Source organism: Aestuariivirga sp. (assembly GCF_047602625.1).
In the GTDB taxonomy this organism is placed as follows: Bacteria; Pseudomonadota; Alphaproteobacteria; order Rhizobiales; family Aestuariivirgaceae; genus Aestuariivirga.
Genome location: NZ_JASGGV010000002.1, coordinates 418,609 through 434,609 on the forward strand (window position 1 = coordinate 418,609; position 16,001 = coordinate 434,609).

Annotated in this window: 11 protein-coding genes; 5 read left to right on the forward strand and 6 right to left on the reverse strand. The window is 61.8% G+C overall.

Annotation, left to right across the window (positions count from 1 at the left end; all coding sequences use genetic code 11):
* Window positions 1-89 precede the first annotated feature (89 nt).
* Genes QM694_RS06895 through QM694_RS06905 form a run of 3 tightly spaced genes read right to left on the reverse strand, consistent with a single transcriptional unit; the run spans window position 90 to window position 3,364 of the window.
* The gene (locus QM694_RS06895; protein WP_415006208.1) at window positions 90-1,256 is read right to left on the reverse strand and encodes a glycosyltransferase family 2 protein; all 1,167 of its coding nucleotides are present in this window, start codon (window positions 1,254-1,256) and stop codon (window positions 90-92) included.
* Window positions 1,253-2,476, reverse strand: a complete 1,224-nt coding sequence (locus QM694_RS06900) for a glycosyltransferase (protein ID WP_415006209.1) — start codon at window positions 2,474-2,476, stop codon at window positions 1,253-1,255. The genes QM694_RS06895 and QM694_RS06900 overlap by 4 nt, the downstream gene beginning before the upstream one ends.
* Window positions 2,477-2,503: 27 nt before the next feature.
* On the reverse strand, window positions 2,504-3,364 hold the full coding sequence (locus QM694_RS06905; RefSeq protein ID WP_415006210.1) for an ExeA family protein: 861 nt from the start codon (window positions 3,362-3,364) through the stop codon (window positions 2,504-2,506).
* Between the two features lie 261 nt (window positions 3,365-3,625).
* Here QM694_RS06905 and QM694_RS06910 point away from each other — a divergent pair, with 261 nt between their 5' ends.
* On the forward strand, window positions 3,626-5,242 hold the full coding sequence (locus tag QM694_RS06910) for a GumC family protein (protein ID WP_415006211.1): 1,617 nt from the start codon (window positions 3,626-3,628) through the stop codon (window positions 5,240-5,242).
* Window positions 5,243-5,249: 7 nt separating this feature from the next.
* Window positions 5,250-6,116, forward strand: coding sequence for a CpsD/CapB family tyrosine-protein kinase (locus QM694_RS06915; RefSeq protein WP_415006212.1), 867 nt, complete (start codon window positions 5,250-5,252; stop codon window positions 6,114-6,116).
* Window positions 6,117-6,130: 14 nt separating this feature from the next.
* On the opposite strand, the gene QM694_RS06920 is transcribed toward QM694_RS06915, so the two are convergent.
* Complete coding sequence (locus tag QM694_RS06920) at window positions 6,131-7,558, reverse strand: undecaprenyl-phosphate glucose phosphotransferase (protein WP_415006213.1); 1,428 nt, start codon at window positions 7,556-7,558, stop codon at window positions 6,131-6,133.
* Between the two features lie 287 nt (window positions 7,559-7,845).
* On the opposite strand from QM694_RS06920, the gene xrtD reads away from it, so the two are divergent.
* Both xrtD and QM694_RS06930 read left to right on the forward strand, forming a co-directional pair.
* The gene (gene xrtD, locus QM694_RS06925; protein WP_415006214.1) at window positions 7,846-9,363 is read left to right on the forward strand and encodes a VPLPA-CTERM-specific exosortase XrtD; all 1,518 of its coding nucleotides are present in this window, start codon (window positions 7,846-7,848) and stop codon (window positions 9,361-9,363) included.
* A gap of 54 nt (window positions 9,364-9,417) precedes the next feature.
* Window positions 9,418-11,850, forward strand: a complete 2,433-nt coding sequence (locus tag QM694_RS06930) for a tetratricopeptide repeat protein (RefSeq protein WP_415006215.1) — start codon at window positions 9,418-9,420, stop codon at window positions 11,848-11,850.
* Window positions 11,851-11,856: 6 nt separating this feature from the next.
* On the opposite strand, the gene QM694_RS06935 is transcribed toward QM694_RS06930, so the two are convergent.
* Complete coding sequence (locus tag QM694_RS06935; RefSeq protein ID WP_415006216.1) at window positions 11,857-13,473, reverse strand: O-antigen ligase family protein; 1,617 nt, start codon at window positions 13,471-13,473, stop codon at window positions 11,857-11,859.
* Between the two features lie 157 nt (window positions 13,474-13,630).
* On the opposite strand from QM694_RS06935, the gene QM694_RS06940 reads away from it, so the two are divergent.
* Window positions 13,631-15,016 (forward strand): oligosaccharide flippase family protein, encoded by a 1,386-nt coding sequence (locus QM694_RS06940; RefSeq protein WP_415006217.1) that lies wholly within the window; start codon window positions 13,631-13,633, stop codon window positions 15,014-15,016.
* 3 nt (window positions 15,017-15,019) lie between these two features.
* On the opposite strand, the gene QM694_RS06945 is transcribed toward QM694_RS06940, so the two are convergent.
* Window positions 15,020-15,970, reverse strand: a complete 951-nt coding sequence (locus QM694_RS06945) for a glycosyltransferase (RefSeq protein WP_415006218.1) — start codon at window positions 15,968-15,970, stop codon at window positions 15,020-15,022.
* Between the last annotated feature and the right edge of the window lie 31 nt (window positions 15,971-16,001).

Below are 16,001 nucleotides of genomic sequence, written 5' to 3' on the forward strand. Positions count from 1 at the left end.
AATGGTTACAGTGAAATATTGGCGAAGTCACTGTTCAATCTCTGTAATCCAGCTAGAATGCGGCGCGGCGTTGCAGTTGAGTCACAAAGTCAGCCATCGCGGTCCGTGCGCACCCACCCAGCCCCCCGGGATCGCCACATCGTCCAATAGGACAAAACCTTTCTGACGATGACGCCCGGCACCCGCGCCAGCATGCCCGGTGGCAGCACATCGCGTCCTTCCCTGGCCCACGCGAGCAGAAGAACCAGAAAAAGCCCAGCAAAAACAATCACAACAATCAGCAGCGCCGAACATGCCCCAAGCAATGCCAAAAGCACCATGGCGGCGCACATGGAGAGCAGCAGCATCATCAGCGGCGGAACCATCAGGTCGGCTGCCAGCGCCGCCATGCACCAGTCTCCTCCCGCGAAACTCCGCATCAGAGCTTGGGGCGCGGACGAGAATGCTGTCCGCAAGGCCCCCTCCTCCCAGCGCTGGCGCTGGCTGGCAAAGCCCCGGTCGGTGGTGGGGAACGGGCTGGTGATTCGCAGGTCCGGGGCAAAGCGCGCGAAGGCTCCTTGGGCCGCAAGGTCAAGTCCGAGTTGCACATCCTCAACAATATTTCCTGACGCCAGCGGCACGGCGGCATAGGCCCGCCACGGCACGGCAAAACCGGTACCCATGATCTGGCAGGGCAAGCCCAGCGATGCGAGGCCGAGCGGGCGCAGCCGCGTCTTGACCATCCATGCAAAGGCCGCCACGCAGCGCTTGGGATCGGGATGATCGGGAAGCTCCAGATGATTGCCGATCTGGATAGGCCGGCTTTCGTGGCCGCTTCGCCAGGCCAGAGCACGCAACGCTCCGGGTGCGAAGCGGCAATCGGCATCGGCGATCACCACCACGTCAGGCGGATCAGCGGCAAGGCTGGCGCGGCCAAACGCCAGCGCATAGCCCTTGCCGCGCCGGTTTGTATCATGACGCACAACAACGGTGGCGCCAGCCTTCGCGGCAAGCTCCGCCGTATCGTCGCTGCAATTGTCGGCCACCACCACCACGCGGCCCCTTGGTCCGCATTGGGCAACGAAGGCGCGCACCGAATCCGCAATGCCCGCCACCTCGTTGTGGGCGGGCACCAGAAGCACATAGGAAAACCGCTCATCCGGCGGCGGCGGGATTTCGGCACGGGGACGGTGAAACAGTCCCAGCAGCACTTCGCCAATCACAAGCATCGCGGGAAGGCACAATATGGCGAAGAGGATCGCGAGCAGCGTGTTCATGACTGAAACAGGTGCATCAGTTTTTGCGCTTCGATCGCTACATCATGGCGCGCCGCCACGCGCTGCCGTGCCACCGTTCCCAATCTTTCAAGATGCGCCTGATCGCTTTTCAAGACATCCTGCAACGCATCCGCCAATGCGGTCGCGTCACCCGCCGGCACCAGCCAGCCGGTTTCGCCCGGCACGACGAGTTCGGGAATGCCCGCCACATACGTGGAGACCACTGGGCGGCTGAGCGCCATCGCCTCCATGATGACCACCGGCAGGCCTTCGGCGAAGCTCGGCAGCACCATGGCGCGCGCGGCCTGCAACTGTGTTCTCACTTCGGTATTGGACAGCCAGCCGGTGATCGAGACGTGATTTTGAAGTCCGAGTTGGCCAATCTTCTTTTCGATCTCGCCGCGCATCGGACCGTCACCCGCCAGCACAATGCGGAACGAAAGCCCCTTGGCCTTCAGGAGCGCCGCCGCCTCGAGCAGCACGAGCTGGCCTTTCTGTTCGCTCAAGCGCCCAATGCAGACAAGCTGCCCATCCGGTGGCACCGGCGTTGAGGGCGCCCCGAGAAAATCCCGGTCCAGCCCGCAATGCACGATGTTGATTTTGGGCCAATCCTCATAGGCGGCCCAGCGCCAGAGCTGCGAGCGCCCGAAGGAGGAAATGGCTGCGGTGAAGGAGGCGCTTGCAATCTTGGCCGGAAGCCCGATCCCGGCGGAGCGGTCGAACTCCTCGGGCCCATGCACGGTGAAGCTCCACGGAATGCCCGACATCACATGCGCCAGCAATCCCACGGCGGCGGAATTGGTGCCGAAATGCACATGCAGATGCCGGGCTTTATCCCGCACCAGCCAGCGCGCCAGAATGGCGGCTTCGACCCAATAGGCGATGTGGGCCAGCCACGGGCGGTCACCATGGCGCGCCAGTTTGAGGGCGGCACAGAGGGCTTTGAAACTGCGGCCGGGATGCGCGAGGAAAGTGGCCAGCGCATCACCCGCACGCGAGATCAGGCCGCCGCCTAGAATGGCGGTTGTCTTGCCCTTCTCCGCCTCGTCGGCCGGTTCGGGCAAGGGCTCGGATGTAGCCCTGACGGTGTAGCGCGTGACGTCCGCGCCGAGTGCCTCAAGTGCTACGATTTCGCGCCGGATGAAGCTGTGGCTGGTTTTGGGATACTGATTGACGAGATAGGCAAGCCTGATCGCGCGGCCCCCGGCTGCATCAGACATCGCCAGACAGGGCCCGCGCGTTCCGCATCACGAACCGGCCACGCCGGCACCGGCGGCAATCTTGTCTTCTCCCTGCCTGAAGACGCCGAACTTCTGCTTGTCAGCGAGAACGCTCTCGAGAAGCTTGCTGGAAATATATTGGGCACCCTTCGCAAAGCCATAGACCAGCGCGGTATCGCACAGGAGATTGATGCGGCGCGGCACGCCGCCCGTCGCCTCGGCGACCAACGCGCTGGCCTTGCGCGAAAAGAGCGCGATGGGGCACCCGGCCACCTGCAGCCGGTGGCTGATATAGTGATGGACGTCGGCGGGATCGAGCGGATCGACATGGAACTCCGACGCCACGCGCTGCACGAACTGGCGGAGCTCCGGCTTTTGAAGCGTGGCGCGCAACTCGGGCTGCCCGGCCAGTACGATCTGCAGCAGGCTGTCCTTGTCGGCATTGATATTCGAGAGCATGCGCAGTTCTTCCAGCGCCTGCGGCGAGAGGTTCTGCGCCTCGTCGACGATCAGCACCGTCTGCTTGCCCTTGGCATATTGGGCGATGAGGAAATTCTGGAAATCCCGGAAGACGCCGATATTGCTGGACTGGTCGAAATTCTGGTCAAACGCCATCAGCACCCAGCGCATCAGTTCGCCGGGCGGAAACTGGGTGTTCGACAACAGCCCGATGGTGAGCCTGTCGCTGACTTGCGCGAGAAGGTGGCGGATCAGCGTGGTCTTGCCGCATCCCACTTCGCCGGTGATGACAGTGAATCCGGCCTGATGCATGACGCCATATTCCAGCATCGTATAGGCCAGCGAATAGCGCTCCCCCCAGAAAATGAAGGAAGGATCGGGAAGCATGGAAAACGGCTTCTCACGCAGGCGAAAATGCGCTTCATACATGGCGGCTGGAACTCATGTGGCTCTTTCTGCCATCCCCCGGCGGATGTGACACCCCGGCGCGAAGAGCTTGGGGAAGGGTTCGTAGCGCTTGCACCGCAAATCAAACCCTGTGCGTACAGAGAATATTCACCATATTATGCCAAGTCAAATAGTCATGCTCCGATTTAGTCATGGGAATGCCGGGGTTGCGGCGCAAATCCATCCAAATGTATAGGCAAGACCGCGTTCCGGGGGCATGAGAGAGGCCAGAAGACAGCGAGAATGAACAGTTTCCGAGAATTCGGCCAATATCTGGCAATCGCCCGCCGCCGCGCGCTCTATGTGATCATCCCCTTCGTGCTGATCGCCGGAGCCGGCATTGCGGTGATCATGTCGCTGCCGTCGATCTACCAGTCTCAGGCGACCATTCTGGTGGAATCTCAGAAAATTCCGGAAGATCTCGTCAAATCGACCGTTACCAGCGTGGCCAGCGAACGCATCCAGGTCATTGAACAGCGCGTGACCACGCGAGACAATCTCCTCGCCATTGCCGACAAGTTCCATCTTTTCCAGGACCGCCCGACGATGTCCAAATCCGACATCGCCGACACGATGAAGCAGCGGATCGACATCGAGCAGGGTGACGTCAAGATCAACCACAGCTCGGGCAATGACAAGTTCGCCATTTCCTTCACGGTTTCATACGAGGACGAAAGCCCCGAGCAGGCAGCTAAAGTTGCCAACGAACTGGTGACCTCGGTTCTCAATGAAGACGTGCGCAACCGCACCAGCCGCGCCAGTGAAACCAGCCGCTTCCTCGAAAAGGAGGCCGAGCGTCTCAACGATGAACTGGCGGCGAATGAGGCGGAGGTGGCCAAGTTCAAGCTCGCGAACTCCGACGCCCTGCCCGAAAAGCTGCAATTCAACATGCAGCTTCTCGACAAGGCCGAAAAAGATGTGAGCGACAGTGACCGCGACATCGCCGGGCTGTCGGAAGACATCCGCCTGATGACCTTCGAAGCCAAGGTGCGTGACGCCACCACGGGCGGCGACGTGTCGCTGAGCGGCCGCGCCCTGCTGCAGAAGCAGGTCGACGCCATGAAGTCGGACATCGCCACCAAGTCGGCGACCATGGCCGACAGCCATCCCGAGATGCGGACCCTTCGCGGCCAATTGAAGGCGCTGGAAGTCCAGCTTGCGAACTACAAGGACACCAATCTCGACGCCGCCAATGGCGACAAGGACGGCGACGGAACAGACCAGGGCGATGCGCCGCTGAGCCTCGAAGCGCGCGTCAACATGGAAAAGATCAAGACGCTCAAGGACCGCATGGCGTTTCTGCAAAAGGAACGCGATGCCCGGGTGAAGGCGGCGGAAGACCTGCGGGCCATCATCGTCAAGACGCCGGAGGTCGGCTCCGGCCTCGGCACGCTGGAGCGCAAGCGCGACGCCACGCAGAAGACCCTGGACGACATCAACACGAAATATTCCCAGGCCAAGCTGGGTGAGCGGCTGGAAGAAGACCAGCAGGCCGAACGCTTCGAGGTGATCGAACAGCCCGTGGTGCCGCAGATCCCATCCCGCCCTGCCCGCGCCAAGCTCATCGTGCTGGCGCTCGGCACCGCCATGGCGGCAGGCGCAGGCCTTGCGTTCGCGGCTGAAACGCTGGACACCACCATCCGCACGGCCGCCGATCTGGAAAGCCGCTTCGGCCTCCGTCCCTTCGTCGTCATTCCCTATATCAGGACGGAGCGCGAAGGCCGCTCCCGGCGCCGCAAGGTTTTGCTTATCATTCTGGCGATACTGTTGGCGATTGGCGCGGCGCTGGCGGCCATTCACTTCCTCTACCTGCCGCTGGATGTCGTCTGGTACAAAATTCTGACCCGCTTGGGGCATTGAGAGCCGAATGGAACAGATCAAGAAAGCCATCGCAAGGGCTAGGGATATCCGCGAGACAACCGGCCTTCGCGGTTCCTCCGAGGGGGCGGCGCCGCTTCCGCTGGCGGCTGCCCGCTCAGCCCGCCCCACCGCCGTCCAGCAGCCCCTGGCTTCCGCCACGCAGCTTGACGAGAGCCGCTTTCAGTATTTCCGGCTCGATGAGGCCTATCTGGAATCGCAGCGGATCATTGCCTATCAGGGCGGCAACCCGATGTCGGTCGGCTTCGACATGCTGCGCACCAAGGTGCAGCAGGACATGCGCGACAACAACATGCGCACCGTACTGGTGACCTCGCCGACCGCCGGCTGCGGCAAGACCGTGACCTCCATCAACCTCGCGATGAGCATGGCGCGCCAGCAGGACAACCGTTCGATCCTGATCGATTTCGATTTTCGCCGGCCGCAGATTGCCGCAGACCTCGGCATCAAGCCGGCTATTGGCGTGAACGACGTGGTGGCCGGAAACGTCTCCATCGAGGAAGCGATGCTGACCACCGACCTCGCGGGCCCGCGCATGGCGGTGATGCCCTGCCGCGCCCCCATTGCGCATCCCTCCGAGGTGCTGTCCTCGCCGCTGGTGCAGGAACTGGTGGAGCGCCTGAAATCCGATGGCAGCAACGCCACGGTGATTTTCGACATGCCGCCCATGATGGTGGCCGACGACGTGCTGGCCTTCCTGCCGTTCGTCGATGCGATGATCATGATCGTCGCGGCCGGGCAGACCAAGGCGCATGAAATCGAAAGTTGCCAGCGCAACCTGCCGGAAGACAAGTTCCTCGGCATGGTCCTCACCAAATCGGATGAGGCAGGCGGCGACTATTATTACTATTATTGACCGGCGCCCGGCGGCTAAACCGCGTTCTCGCCGCGGATGCAGGCATAGGCGGTGCGGATGAGGATCTTCAGATCCAGCGTCGGCGACCAGTTGTCAGTGTATTCGATATCGTACTTCACCCGCATCGCCATCTTGTCGACGGTATCGGTTGGCCCCCTGTAACCCTTGACCTGCGCCAGCCCGGTGATGCCGGGCTTCACCCGGTGGCGGGCGAAATAGCCGCGGATTTTCTCGCCATATTCCTCGTTGTGATCGACGGCATGCGGGCGCGGCCCGACCAGCGACATGGTGCCGTTCATGACGTTGAGCAACTGCGGCAGCTCATCGATGCTGGTGCGCCGGAGGAACCGCCCGACCGGCGTGACCCGGGCATCGCCCGCCTGTGCCTGCACCGTTGGGCCCGTCTCACGGGGGCGATGCGTCATGCTGCGGAATTTGTAGACGAAGAACCGCTTGTTGTTGAAGCCGAGCCTTTCCTGCCGGAACAGGATCGGCCCCGGCCCGCTGAGGCGGACCGCGATGGCCGCCGCGAGCATGACGGGCGACAGCAGGACAATCGCCGCCACGCCGAGAACATAGTCTTCCACCGTCTTGATCACGATATCCCAGCCGCCCAGCGGATCGCCGGTGACCTGTGACATCGGCATCGATTCGTAAAAATTGGGCGGCGGCCGAAGGCTGACGCTGAAGCCGATAATATCGGCGCCGAGATAGACGCTGACCGGCAATTCGCGCAGCTTGTCGACTAGCACCTTGATGCGCTTGTCCTCCGACCACGGCATGGCGATCACAACATCGTCAACGAGTTGCCGGCGCAGGAAGCCCACCACGTCTTCGCCACGGCCAAGCACGGCAATATCGGTTTCAGGCTTGTCACCGCCGGTCAGGAACAGCCCGGAAATTTTGACGAAGCGCGGGCGCGTTTCGGCGAAATAATGCAAGAGAGCCGAGAGCTGTTCGCCCTCGCCCACGATCACCATGGAGCGCATGAAGGTTCGCGCATTCGCCACCCGGCGGAGCGCCAGCGACAGCAGGCTGCGCGACAGGAACAGCAGAAGAAGCGTGGTGGGCAAGAGCGATGCGCCCCAGATGCGCGACAGCGGCTCGGACTGCTTGATGGAAAACGCAGCAGCCAGCAGCAGCAGGAATGTGGTTACCGGCGCCAGGATAAGCCGGTCGATGACGGAAATCGGCTGGCAGAGCGGATCAAGGCGGTAAAGACCGCCGAAATAGAGCAGCGCGATGGTCACCAGCCAGTTGAAGACAATAGCAGTCCAGTAGAGGCCGTAGGTCGCCTCCGAATAGCCCACGAGAAAATAATAGGTGAGAGCGCCTGCGAGGATGAGCACGACGCTGTCGGTAATCATGGCAAGGCCGGGGACCAGCCTGGTCACAAATCCGAAGCTTTTGGCCTGTTCCCTGCTGTCTTTATCGAACATCATTCCCCGCCGCTGCGAGCCACATCATATGGCTCTTTGGCCGCATTACGTTGCAATGCAAAAAGAACCATCCCGCAAGCTCTTGCTTGAGATATACTGCCAATCTGTTATCGCAGCATAAATGACCCAAATTTGGGCAAATTTGCCAGTATGTTGGTGGACACAGCGGCGCGGTTTTGCAGACCGGAAACAGCGCCGGGCGACGGAGCGGATATTTGACTGACGCGACAGTTACGTCTACGGCCCCCCGGACTGACGGGCGGCAAAATTCGGGATTTCTCTGGGTTCTCGTGGCCCTGGCAGCTCTCGCAGCCCTGAATCTCGGAAGCTTTCCCGCCCTTTACGAGGCATGGTCGCGGCCAGAATACAGCCACGGCTGGCTGATCCTGCCCATTTCCGCTTTCCTGTTCCTCCGCATCCACCATTCTTTGCCGCCGGCGCAACAGCCCTCTTCGGCTTGGCCCGGCCTGATTGTGCTGGCGCTTGGCACGGCCGTGCTGATGCTCGGCAATCTTGCCCTGATCCCCTATCTCTCGCTTTATGGTTTCGTTCTCGCGGTGGGCGGATTGATCCTCACCGCCGCAGGTTGGCGGCGCGGCCTGCGCTACTGGCCCGCCTGGGCCTTCCTGCTCTTTCTCCTGCCGCTGCCGAATGCATTGTACTGGCCGCTATCCCTGAAGCTGCAATTCCTGTCTTCGCAGATCGGGGTCATGGGCATCCGGGCCATGTCCATTCCGGTTTTCCTTGACGGCAACATCATCGATCTGGGCACCTATCAGTTGCAGGTGGCGGAAGCCTGCAGCGGCCTGCGCTATCTCTTTCCGCTGATGAGCTTCGGCTTCCTGTTCGCGGCGCTCTACCAGGGCCCATGGTGGCACCGGCTGCTGATTTTTTTCAGCACCATCCCGATCACCATCGCGATGAACAGTTTCCGCATCTCGATCATCGGATTTCTGGTGGACCGCTACGGCATCGGACAGGCCGAAGGTTTCCTGCATTTCTTTGAAGGCTGGGTGATCTTCATCGTCTGCATCGCCCTGCTCTATCTGCTGGCGTGGGTGCTGCAGCGCTTCAGTGCCAAGCCGCGTCCGGTTCTCGAAATGCTCGACATCGACACGCGCGGCTTTGTATCCGGCGCCCGCAGCCTCGCCTCCGCGCCCGTGTCGCGCGCCATGATGCCTGCGGCGATCGTCATCGCCCTGGCCGCCGGTCTCTGGCATTTTGCATTCCAGCGCGCCGAGGTGGTCGTCTCGCGCGAGCCTCTTACAACATTTCCCATGCAGATCGGGCCGTGGAGCGGCACCGAGACGCGGCTTGATCCTTCGATCGAAAACGTCCTGAACGCCCGCGATTACGTTCTCGCGGATTATGTCGATGGGCCGGACAAGAGTCAGTCGGTGAACTTTCTCGTCGCCTACTACGCATCGCAGAACGCCGGCAAAAGCGCGCATTCTCCGGAAGTCTGCATTCCAGGCTCTGGCTGGGAGATCGTGAAATGGGGGCCTGAGGATATTCCGATCGAAGGCGCGCCCGACGGCATGCTGCACATCAACCGCGCCATCGTGCAAAAGGGCTTCAACAAGCAGCTCGTTTACTACTGGTTCGAACAGCAGGGCCGCAAAGTGGCAGGGGAATATGAGTCGAAAGCCTATCTTATCTATGACTCGCTGATGCGCGGGCGTTCTGACGGCGCGCTGATCCGCTACGTCACGACAGTTGGCCCCGACGGCCTTGATGCCGCCGACGCGCGCATCCGCACATTCATTTCCGGCACATTGCCGGTGATTCCGCGTTTCGTGCCTCCGTGATGCAACAGCGTTCCACGCCTGCGCCGACAACATCCGCCTCTTGAGGATTCCAACATGCCAAAGACCTTCATCACTATCCGGAAAAACGCCCTTCGCCGCGCGGCCTTCTCCTCAGCCGCTGCCTTGGCGCTCATGGTCGCCGTTTCCGCCTGTTCCGATCCGCGGCAACGTGCGGAAGCCTATTACAAGAGCGGCAACGAGTATCTGGCCAAGAACGAGGTGCAGAAAGCGGCCATCGAATTCCGTTCGGCGCTGAAGCTCGACGAGAACTATGCCGATGCCTGGTACGGCATGGCGCAGGTGGAAGAGGCCAGCAAGAACTGGCCCCGCGTGGTCGGCGACCTTCGCAAGACGCTGGACCTCGATCCCAAGCATCTGCAGGCCCGCATCGCCTTGTCCAAGGTGCTGCTGGTGGCCGGCAACTACAAGGATGCCATGGACCAGATCAATCTGGCCACCGCGCAGGCGCCGGACGATCCCGATGTGCTGGCGCTCAAGGCGACGTCGCTCCTGAAAATGGGCGACCGCGACGGCGCCGTCGCGACCGCCAAGATCCTGCAGGCGAAAAAGCCGGGCTCGGAAGAGGCGCTCCTGATCCTCGCGGCGGCGCGCCGTGAAGTGCAGGACATTCCGGGCGCGCTGGCCATCGTCACCGACGGGTTGAAGGCCAATCCGAAGTCGGTAGGCCTCAGCCTCTTCCGCATCGAGCTTCTGGAAACCATGAAGGACTCGGCGGGCGAGGAAAAGGCCATCAACGAGCTGATCGCCGCCTATCCCAACGAGCCGATCTACCGCAAGGGGCTGGTGGCGTTTTACATGAACGCCAAGCGCCCCGACGATGCCGAAGCGGCGCTGCGCGGCATCTCGGCGATCAAGCCTGACGACGTGCAGGCCAAGCTCGACGTTGTCAGCTTCCTGGTGAACAGCAAGGGCGCCGAAGCCGGCATCGCGGAACTGACCAAGCTGATCGCCGCCGATCCGAAGAATGCGATTTTCCGCATCAGTATGGCCGAACTGCAGTTCCAGATGGGCCAGAAGGACCAGTCGATCGACCTTCTGAAGCAGGTCATCGCCGACAAGGGCGTGACCCCCGACGGGCTGATGGCGCGCGTGAATTTGGCGGGCAAGCTGTTCACGCTGAAGCGGCTCGATGAGGCCGACGCGCTGACGAAGGAAATCCTCGACAACGACAGCCACAACACCGGCGGGCTTCAGCTGCGCTCGATGATCAAGGCGCAGCGCGGCGATGCCGAGGGCGCTATCCTCGACCTGCGCGAGGCGCTGAACAACGCCTCGCAGGACGCCGGCCTGAAGCGCCAGCTTGCCGCCCTTTACGAACGCACCGGCGCCATCGAACTTGCCGATCAGGAATATACCTCGGCGCTCAAAATCCTGTCCTACCGGCCTGACGCCGTCATGGAATACGTGGCTTTCCTGGGCCGCCACGGCAAGCCCGACAAGGCCGAAGACGTGCTGACCACGGCCAGCGCGGCCAACCCTCAGAATATCGACATCCTGAAAGCGCTGGCCAGCTTCAAGCTGCAAAAGCAGGATTGGGCCGGTGCCGAGAAAATCGCCGCGCAACTGGCGCAACTGGGCGAAAAGGCGACCGTGACCGATCAGATCCTGGGTGCCTCGAAGGCTGGCCAGAACCAGTTGAGCGACAGCGTGGAACTGCTGCGCAATGCGCAAAGCCAGGCGCCAACCGAGGCGCAGCCGCTTTATATGCTGGCGCGCACATTGGTGGCGGCGGGCAAGACCGACGAGGCTGAAGCACTGGCGCGCTCGGCCATCACGGCGAATGCGGCCAATATCCCCGCCCGCATCATTCTGGCCTCCGTACTCATGACGCAGAAGAAGCCCGCCGATGCAGAGGCCGTCCTTAAGGACGGCGTCGCGGCGGCTCCCGACAACCCTCTGGCACATCGTTCACTGGCCGACATGGTTGGCGCCCAGGGCCGCCTTGCCGACGCTGTGGCCATTCTCAAGGATGCCAGCGCCAAATTTCCCAACGACATCGAAACCCGCGTTGACTATGCGAGCTGGATGGAAAGGAATGGCGACATTGACGGCGCGATCGCGGAATTCGACTCGCTCTACAAGCTGCGTCCCGATTCCATGATGATCGCCAACAACCTCGCAAGCCTGCTCACCGATCACCGCTCCGACAAGGCAAGCCTCGACCGCGCGGTGGATGCGGCGCAGATTCTCCGCAGTTCTCCTGTTCCGCAGTTCCAGGATACGCTGGGCTGGGCGCTGTTCCGCTCCGGCGACGTTCAGGGCGCGATCCCGCTGCTTGAACAGGCGATCGCCAAGCTCGACGGCGTTCCCGAGGTCAACTATCACCTCGGCGCCACCTATGCGGCGGCGGGGCGCAAGGACGATGCCGCCAAATATCTGCAGAAGGCGCTGTCGCTGAGCAAGACCCCGGCCCTGACGGAATTGATCAAGACGGCGATGACCCAGGCGGGCGTTCAGGCGCAGTAGCGTACTTTAACGCGGTTTCACGGCCATGCTGGCGTTTTCCGGCACCGGTTTTCCGGCGCGGGCGGCGTTGCGCTGCTTTACGCTTTCCTTGAAGCGGAATTTTGAAGCCGCCATGCGATCCGGTGTTTTCTCCCGCGCGTCTTCATTCCACGCGATGCGGAATGACGCGACGGAAAGGCCCGCGAGCATCCAGAGCACAAGCGGGATGGCTGTAATACTGCTGACCGTGGCAATGATGATCAGCGCGGCGGAAATCGCTGCGAAAAATGCGCGGTATATGACGACATCGGGTTGCCGCCTCTGCCGCGCCGACCAATAGCGTGCAAACAGGCCGAACAAAATAGCGACCCAGAACAGGCAATAGACGGAAAGCCCGACGAGTCCACGAGACAGGGCGATGCCAAGGTAGGTGTTGACGAGATCAATGATGCCCTGCCCCTGCCTCATCTCCTGCATCTCAGGCTCGTCCAGGAAGTTTTCGGATCCGAACCACGGGTGGCGGCTGATCACGATGATCGAGTTGTTGAAGAGCCGCGTGCGGTAATCCACGTTATCCTGCTCCGTGTTGCCCACATAAGGCAGCAGGTTGATGATGCGTTCGCCTCCCGGCAGCACCGCGGCGGATGAAAACACGACTGCCGCGGCAATCGTACCCATGAGCAGCCGCTGCATCGCTTTGGCGGACAACAGCGAATATACGATGAACAGCGCCGCGAGGCCGATCCACGGCCCGCGCGACAGTGAGGCCAGGGAACCTGCCAGCACCAGGCCAAACAGAACGAGGAATGTATTGCGTGGAAGCTGCTCACGGATCGCAAAGATCAACCCGGCCGCCACAGCCATCACAAATCCCAGCGCAATGGGCTGTCCGAACGTCGCCGTGGCACGTAGCGCGCCCGCCCGTCCGAGATAGTTCCATGGCCAGTCAAGGCCCAGTTGCTGCATAAGCGCGCTGTAGAGAAGCCACCCCTTGCCCATTTCGAACAGCCCGATCAGCCCTTGTATGGAACAGCCCACGACGAAAGCATAGACACACTGGCGGAATTGCAGCGGCGTCGTCACCCGGCGGCTGAGGACGAAATACGGAAGAATTGCCTCCAGAACCAGATAGACGGAATTGCGAAGCGCGTTGGTGGGCGTCGTATCGCGGATCAGCCCGAACACAACGATGATGACGTACAGAAGAAACAGAACATCGGCCGTGCGGCCAGCGGCTCTGTCACCCGGCCGGCCGATGATCTGTCTGCCAAGGCCGAGCAGCAGCGGCAGCAGTACCGTCAGTGCAAGAACGCGCTGCGGATCGACCGTCATCAGCTGGTTGAGGATGCCGCCGCCCGAAATCGTCAGGCCGCCCCAGGGAATGGCAAAGACCACCAGCAGCCAGGACGCGATGGGATTGACGGCGCGCACGACCCACAGAAGCCCGATGAGCGCCAGAAAAATGAAATAGATGATGGCATTGAAAGACAGGAACGCGCCGAGCGTGATTCCCGCCCATTGCTGCGCCCATGACTTGAAAAGCTCTGGCGTGACGAGTTGTTTCGAACCCGTCCTGAACAGCATGTACAGGACGCCGCCGCCGAGAACCGTAATGACAACGAGGGAGCGAAGATGTTCAGGCATGGAGAATCTTGAATGTGATCGCCGCAAGCAGCATTGGCAGATTGGCCGCGTGTTGTCAGGAAAAAAAGCAGACCATCCGCCTGCCACCCGCATCGCCGGTTTTTCTTAAGGTTTTTCCTGTTTACCTGCTGATCTGCCAGTGGCACTTGGGAGCGGCATGAGCGGCACGGCACAGGCATCAGGCCTTAAACGGCGGGTTATCCAGGCGGGATGGCTGACGCTTGTGAGCCATGGCGGAACGCTGGCGATCCGCCTTGTCAGCACCATCCTGCTGTCGCGCCTTCTCGCACCCGATGCGTTTGGCCTCGTCGCCACGATCATCGCGATTGCCGCCACCATGGCTTTGCTGTCGGACATCGGCGTGCGCGACACGATCATCGCCAGCCCCAGCACCGATGACGAAACATTCCTGCGCACCGCGTGGACCATTTATGTGCTGCGCCATATCCTGTTCTTCCTGCTGATCGAGGGCTTCGCGGCGCTGCTGCGGTTCACGGCGTTCCCGGATATCTTCCCGGCGAATAGCCTCTTGCGCGATCCCCTGATGCCGCCGCTGATGGCTGTGTACGCCTTCAGCGTGCTGATCCCAGGGTTCAATTCGGTCAATCTGTTCGTTCTTGAGCGCGGCATCCAGCTCAAGCGTCTCGTGTGGTCGGACCTGATCGTCAAGATCATCGGCTTCACCGTGACGCTGACATGGGCGCTGATCTCGCCAACCGTCTGGGCGCTGATTGCCGGCATCGTGGTGCCGCAGATTTTCATGCTGGTCTACACGCACATGCTGCCGGGCCCCCGCATGGCCTTCCGCTGGAATGCGCGCCATGCCCGCACCCTGCTGCACAATGCGAAGTGGATCTTCGTGTCGTCGACATCCGGCATCATAGCGCTTCAGGGAGACAAGCTGTTCCTGTCGCTCATCCTCTCGGCGCACCAGATGGGCATCTATTCGATTGCCGCGACGCTGGCCGACGTTGTGAAGGCGCTGGTGCAAAAGTTGCATTTCCAGGTGACCTTGCCCGTTCTGTCGGAGGCCTACCGGACGCGGGAAGCCGCCGATGCGCGCTCGATCTATTATCGCTATCGCATTCCCATCGATCTGCTTACCTTCTTCTCAGCCGGTTTCTTTCTTGCCGCAGGCAGCGCCATCGTGGCGTTTCTCTATGACCAGCGCTATGCGGATGCGGGGTGGGTGTTGCAGGTGCTGAGCCTGTCTCTCATTCCCATCCCGTTCATGATGGTGAACCAAGCCTATATCGCCAACCAGAACTGGCGCGGCTATGGCATCCTTTCGATCATGCAGTCCCTGTCGCTGCTGGTGTGCATGGGGTTGGGCTACTGGCTGAACGGGTGGAAAGGCATGATCTGGGGCATCGCGCTGCAGGGCTTCCTGCCCGCCGTTCAACTCATCATGCGCGCCCGCGCCAAGGGCTGGGCGGCCTATCGCCACGAATTGCGGTTTCTGCCCGCTTATATTCCGGGCCTTGCCGCAGGTTACGCCGCCGCTTGGGTGCTGCCGCTCGTCAAGGCGCTGTTCCGCCACTGAACATCACTTATGCTCGATGATCTCCCGTTTGCGCCCGCCGATGTGCTCCACGGCATAGGAGAGAACGCCCGCCGCTTCGGCAAATTTGGCTGTGGTGATCAGAAACCCGTAGGACCAGCCACGGCGCAACGCCAGCCGGGTCATTTGCAAAGGGTAGATCAGAAGCAAGGCGAACAGCTCAGGCCAGATGTAGCCCAGAACAATGATCGTCACCGGCAGCGCCAGCCCCCAGAACAAAGCCCGCAGCACCTCGCGCTTCCAGATGGCCTGTGGCGAGGACCAGTGCTTCGCGGCCACCGATGCAAAGGCGAAGCCCGCCCGCCGCGAGCGGCGCATCCATTGCGAAAAGCGCGTCATCGCCATGTCATGCATCGCCATGCTCTCTGCCAGCCGCCAGATGCGCCAGCCATGGGCGCGCAGCCTGACGCAAAGCTCCGGCTCCTCGCCGGCGATCAGCGCCTCGTCAAAGCCGCCGCAGGCCGTGAAAGCCTTAACCCGCATCAGCGCGATGCCGCCCACCGCCTGCGTCTCGCCTTCGGGAATGTTCCATTCGAGATCGGCCATGGCGTTGTAGACCGACGCTTCGGGATGGCGCTCCCGCAAGCGGCCTGCCACGGCTGCCACGTCAGGATGCTCCGCCAGAAAACGCTCGGCGGCGGGCAGCCAGCCCTGATCCATCACGCAGTCGCCGTCGATGAATTGCACGGCATCAAGACCGGGATGATGCTGGTTCAGCCTTGCGAAACCTTCATTGCGCGCCCGTGCGGCGGTGAAGGGACGGGCCATGTCGAGCGCCACCACCTCCGCGCCCAGCCTGAGCGCCGCCTCAACGCTGCCGTCGCTCGAGCCTGAATCGACATAGACCGCCGGCCGGCCCTGCCCCACGGCAGATCCGAGGCAGGCCACCAGCCGCTGCCCCTCGTTCCGGCCGATGACCACAAGTCCCGTCTGCATCTTTACCCATTGGAATCCCGCCCGCTGTATA

What these genes read in the sequence shown, in the direction of transcription:
- QM694_RS06895 (WP_415006208.1), bottom strand. Translation starts at nt 1,256, where the DNA reads ATGAACACGCTGCTCGCGATCCTCTTCGCCATATTGTGCCTTCCCGCG.
- QM694_RS06900 (WP_415006209.1), bottom strand. Translation starts at nt 2,476, where the DNA reads ATGTCTGATGCAGCCGGGGGCCGCGCGATCAGGCTTGCCTATCTCGTC.
- QM694_RS06905 (WP_415006210.1), bottom strand. Translation starts at nt 3,364, where the DNA reads ATGTATGAAGCGCATTTTCGCCTGCGTGAGAAGCCGTTTTCCATGCTT.
- QM694_RS06910 (WP_415006211.1), top strand. Translation starts at nt 3,626, where the DNA reads ATGAACAGTTTCCGAGAATTCGGCCAATATCTGGCAATCGCCCGCCGC.
- QM694_RS06915 (WP_415006212.1), top strand. Translation starts at nt 5,250, where the DNA reads ATGGAACAGATCAAGAAAGCCATCGCAAGGGCTAGGGATATCCGCGAG.
- QM694_RS06920 (WP_415006213.1), bottom strand. Translation starts at nt 7,558, where the DNA reads ATGATGTTCGATAAAGACAGCAGGGAACAGGCCAAAAGCTTCGGATTT.
- QM694_RS06930 (WP_415006215.1), top strand. Translation starts at nt 9,418, where the DNA reads ATGCCAAAGACCTTCATCACTATCCGGAAAAACGCCCTTCGCCGCGCG.
- QM694_RS06935 (WP_415006216.1), bottom strand. Translation starts at nt 13,473, where the DNA reads ATGCCTGAACATCTTCGCTCCCTCGTTGTCATTACGGTTCTCGGCGGC.
- QM694_RS06940 (WP_415006217.1), top strand. Translation starts at nt 13,631, where the DNA reads ATGAGCGGCACGGCACAGGCATCAGGCCTTAAACGGCGGGTTATCCAG.
- QM694_RS06945 (WP_415006218.1), bottom strand. Translation starts at nt 15,970, where the DNA reads ATGCAGACGGGACTTGTGGTCATCGGCCGGAACGAGGGGCAGCGGCTG.